Source organism: Mycobacterium sp. SMC-17, from assembly GCF_045310915.1.
Taxonomy (GTDB): domain Bacteria; phylum Actinomycetota; class Actinomycetes; order Mycobacteriales; family Mycobacteriaceae; genus Mycobacterium.
This window is the reverse complement of sequence record NZ_JBJIAK010000108.1, coordinates 1-4,856: the sequence shown is the minus strand read 5'-3', so window position 1 is coordinate 4,856 and position 4,856 is coordinate 1. Positions and strand designations below refer to the sequence as shown.

The following is a 4,856-nucleotide window of genomic DNA, read 5'->3' as shown; positions in this document are numbered from 1 at the left end:
TGTGATCATCCCCGGGAAGGCGCGCCCACATTCACGCCGCCCTACCAAGGCTCATCCACAGGTTCTGATCATTGCTCCAGCCGGACAGTTCTATGGCCATGTCCGCACGCATGTCCGCGAATGTCCACGCCGATGTCCAACGTGTCTTCGATGTCCTTCGGTGTCTCTGTGAATGTCCGGGATGTCCACGTGTAGTGATCTCAGCGCTCGCTCAGGGCGCGACGTGACAACGAAAAGGACAGGGAAGCAATGAAACTGAAAATCGATACCAGTGCGGTCTCGTGGATGTGCACGAAAAGTGCTGAGGCGCGAATCGATTTCGAATCGGGTCATCCGAAAATCGACAAAGGTACTGGCTTGCCGCTGTATGCGGTGCAGCTTATGGCCCTCGATACAGACGGGGCCGAGATTCTGGCGGTGACCGTGGCTGGTGAACCGAAAGTCACTGTGGGGCAATCCGTCACGGTATCGAACCTGGTGGCGTTGCCGTGGAACCAAAATGGCAAGAACGGAATCGCCTATGGGGCTGATGCCATTACCGTCGCCGACGCAAAAGCCGTGCCGCCGCGCTCCTAGCGCGCCTAAGGTCGGCCCGCCGGCTACCACGCTGCAGAGGTGGCGGCGGTCGGCGGGCTGATCACTCACTCCCACAGACACTTTCACGAAAGACAGGACGGCATGTCGAACACGGCAAGCAACAACAAGCGGAACGAAGAAAACGAGGACTGGGTCGGCGACCTTCTTATCTCGATCGTCACCGCCTTCGGCCACCTGCTGTGGTGGGCGCTACGTTTCCCGCTGCTCGGGGTCCCGGCCGCGGTCGCGCTGGGGGTCGGCATCTGGCAGGGGTACAACATTGGGATGTTCACCCTGGCCGGGTTCGTTGCGGCCTACATGGGTTGGGCATTCCTTGATGAGGAATCTTTTGAGCATCTGGTGCTAAACCCACCCTGGCACGCCTATCTGCGGTGGTCACGCTATCAACGCGCCTGGGCCCAGGTCTGCGCGCTACACGGCCTGACCACCAAGCACGGCGAGCGGGAACATATTCCCGCCCTGCGGGTGATCGCGATCGGGGACCACACCGACACCATCGATGTGTCGGTAGTGACCGGTCAGTCAATCAGCAACTGGCAGAAGCAAACTGACGCGCTCGCTGCGGCCTGGCGTGCCGAACGCGTCACCGTGACCGCTATCGCGCCCGGTCGGATGCGTGTCACCATTGTGCGCGGCGACCCGCTGGCTGACCCGATTGCGCTACCTATGCCCACCGCTGCCACCCCTGTGGATTGCGGCGCTATACCGACAGGGGTCACCGACAGCCATCAACTGTGGCGGGTACCCGTGTTGGGGCATCACCTTCTGGTGGCCGGGGCTACTGGCTCCGGTAAGGGCAGCGTCCTGTGGTCACTGATCGCAGGCCTGGCACCACACGTGCGCACCGGGCGGGTTCGCTTGTGCGTGATCGACCCGAAAGGTGGAATGGAGTTGGGCGCAGGCGCCACTATGTTCACCGCGTTCACCCACGACGCCGGCAATGCCACCCTGGAACTGCTGCGCGCGCTGGTCGACGTGATGCACCGGCGCGCTGATCGGTTGCGGGGCCACACCCGGCTACACACACCTACTGTCGCTGATCCGCTATTGGTCGTCGTTATCGACGAAATCGCTGCCCTTACTGCCTATCTCACTGATCGGAAACTCCGCGTAGAAATTGAACAGCTCCTGGGCATGCTGCTATCCCAGGGCCGTGCAGTCGGCATCTCGGTGGTTGCAAGCCATCCAAGACCCCGCAAAGGACACCCTCCCGGTGCGCCAGCTGTTCACTGTGCGGGTCGGATTGCGGCTCACCGAAGCCACCCAAACCGCGATGGTCCTGGGGCAGGGTGCCCGCGACGCTGGCGCGGTCTGCGACGACATTAGCGATCACACTCCGGGTGTCGGGTATGTGATGACTGACGGCACCGCCACGCCCACCCGCATCCGGGCGTTCCACGTCACGGACCGTGACATCAGCACCCTGGCTCGCACCTTTCGGGCACCACACCCACGCACCACCGCATCCGGGAACCAGGAGAAGTCGTGACCGGCACAGCCTCAGCGGACCGAGCGGTGGGGAACCCGGAGTGGGTGCTGCCAGGTATGCCCGCCACCGCCGCCAGCGTCGATGTGGACAGGGTGGTGCGTGACATGGTCCGGCGGGCATCATCACCCGGCTTCGACGCTTGGTGGCGTCGCGCCGAATCGGTCGGGTTCTGTGCTCACCCCATCCAACTGAGCGGCGCTGACCTCCACGGCCGGCATCAGGTGGTGTGGACGCGCTGCAACAACCGCCGCGCCCAGGTCTGCCCGTCCTGCTCAGACCTTTACGCCAGGGACACTTGGCAACTTGTGCACGCCGGCGCCGCTGGCGGTCACCACGACGTCCCCGCCACGATCGTGGGACATCCGCAAGTGTTCGTCACGCTGACCGCGCCGGGATATGGCGCGGTGCACCACCACACTGAGACCGCGTGCCGAGATGCCGCCAGAGATGGCGGACACCGGCGTTGCCCGCATGGAAAGCCCCTGTGGTGCAGCACCACCCATTGCCGAGATGACCCGCTGATCGGGCAGCCCCTATGCATTGACTGCTACGACTACATCAGTCATGTGCTGTTCACCTGGTACCTCCCCGAACTCTGGCGCCGCTTCACCATCGCGCTGCGTCGTGCCGCCCGGTGCGAACTGAAGACCGTCGGGGCCGATCCTGACTCGGTCAAGGTGAGTTTCGTGAAAGTCGTGGAGCTGCAGGCCCGCGCCATTCCTCACATCCACGCCCTTATTCGCCTCGACCCTGTCAACGACACCACCACGGCCGGTGACCACACTGGTTACGGCCGTGCCACCTCCGGTGGCGCGGAGCCTCGTCACAACGCACAGTCACCATGGCAATCGCCAATCACCGCGCCGGCTCTGGCAGCACTGATCAACCGCGTCGCGCGCCAGATCGCCATCACGGTTGCTGCCCCTGCCGAAATTGGTGATCTTGATACGGCAAGCGGCACTGTGTTGGTGCGGTTCGGCACTCAGATCGATACCCAGCCTCTGGCCGCAGCCGCACCATCTGGCAACGAAGACTCGGATACCGCTATGGCAAGTGATCATTTGACGCCGCGGCGTGTCGCTCGCTATCTCGCGAAGTACGTCACCAAATCCCTGCAGGACTTCGGTATCGCCGCCCGCCGCCTGTCCGCTGAATCTATTGCTTCCCTTGATGTTTCCGAGCACGTGCGGTCGATCCTGACCACCATCGTTGTGCTTGCTGGCACCCAGTCCGGCATCGGAAACACCCCGGCTCTGGTGGGGATCGACCGATGGCTGCACACCCTCGGCTATCGAGGCCACATCACCACCAAATCCCGCCGTTATTCCACCACCATGAGCGCGCTGCGCAGCCAACGCGCTCAATGGTCTCGTCAGAACAACACGAAACACGTTGTGGACCAACATGCTCAGCCGCAGATTAGTGAAGACATCGGGTGGGAATTCGACCGCGCCGGACACGCTACCGTAGGCGACCGCGTGTTGGCTGTTTCGGCAAGCCTGCGTCATATCGACGCCCGCTTGGAAGGACTTGCTGAACGGCATCGCCAAGTCGGTGACAAACATTGGGACCCGGCGGGGGAATGTGATGGCTGAGAAAGGTCCTCGGCCCGCGCATGGTCGATCGGAATGCGATGCGCCGAACCTGTCAGAGGGAGGTGTTGAAATTGATCTAGTCAACCAGTTTCGACTTCCGCACGAAGCCAACTGCGCGCTGATCAACGTCATACTGGCTGTACGGGACCGGATGCGTGCATCAGGGAGGGAAGTGGCATGAGCCTCAGGTTCGCCTTCTATGGCCGAGTGAGCACAGAGGATGCTCAAGACCCGGAGGCGAGCCGAAGCTGGCAGAAGCGCCGCGCGTTGGACCTGATCACTCCGCACAGGGGAGTCCTGGCGGCTGACTACTTCGACGTGGGACAGAGCCGTTCGCTGCCTTGGAAGCGAAGGCCGGAAGCATCACGTCTGCTTGATGACGTCGCGTCTCGTGGCCGTGGCTTTGATGCTGTCGTGATCGGGGAGCCCGCCCGCGCGTTCTATGGGCCTCAGTTCGCGCTCACTTTCCCTGTGCTGACGCACTACGGAGTTGGGTTGTGGGTACCCGAGGTCGGTGGAGCGGTCGACCCCGGCTCCGAGGCGCATGACCTCGTGATGACGCTCTTCGGTGGCATGAGCAAGGGCGAGCGCGCGCGTATCCAGATGCGTGTCCGCGCCGCGATGTCGGCACTCGCGCAGGACACAACCAGATACCTCGGTGGCAGACCACCGTATGGCTACCGGCTCGTCGACGCGGGCCCACACCCGAACATTGCCAAGGCAAATCTTGGGCAACGGCTGCACCGCCTCGAAGCCGACCCCGCCACGTCACCGACCGTCGAGCGGATTTACCGGATGTACGCCGACGGAGCGGGCCTGCGTTACATCGCGCAACAGCTCACCGACGACGGCGTGCCGTCGCCAAGCCAATATGACCCCGCGAGGAACCCGCACCGTGACCCGCGAGGATGGTCTCATTCGGCTATCCGCGCCATCCTCGACAACCCGGCGTATCAAGGCGTCCGCGTTTGGGGCAAGCAGGAGAAATACGAGGTACTGGTCAACCCCGACGATGTCGCCGCTGGGTATGAAACCCGTATGCGGTGGCGTGCTGAGGCCGACTGGATAGCACCGGACCGCCGTACGCACGAAGCGCTGAGGCTAAGTCCCCTGGGGTGGTGGGAATTCGGGGACGGGGCTGAGGTGGGCGGAGATGTTCAGGCCGTGTCGGTGCC

General features: G+C 63.2%; 3 protein-coding genes and 1 pseudogene. All 4 read left to right on the top strand.

The features are described 5' to 3' along the window. Window positions 1-249 precede the first annotated feature (249 nt). On the top strand, window positions 250-576 hold the full coding sequence (locus tag ACJH7A_RS29980; protein ID WP_318987369.1) for a hypothetical protein: 327 nt from the start codon (window positions 250-252) through the stop codon (window positions 574-576). Between the two features lie 102 nt (window positions 577-678). Continuing rightward, window positions 679-2,086, top strand: a pseudogene (locus tag ACJH7A_RS29975) (FtsK/SpoIIIE domain-containing protein). A gap of 56 nt (window positions 2,087-2,142) precedes the next feature. Beyond that, a complete protein-coding gene (locus ACJH7A_RS29970; protein ID WP_318987368.1) occupies window positions 2,143-3,681 on the top strand; it encodes a replication initiator in 1,539 nt (512 codons plus the stop codon). A gap of 177 nt (window positions 3,682-3,858) precedes the next feature. Beyond that, window positions 3,859-4,856, top strand: a 998-nt coding sequence (locus ACJH7A_RS29965; RefSeq protein WP_406803279.1) for a recombinase family protein, incomplete at its 3' end; no start/stop codon positions are given.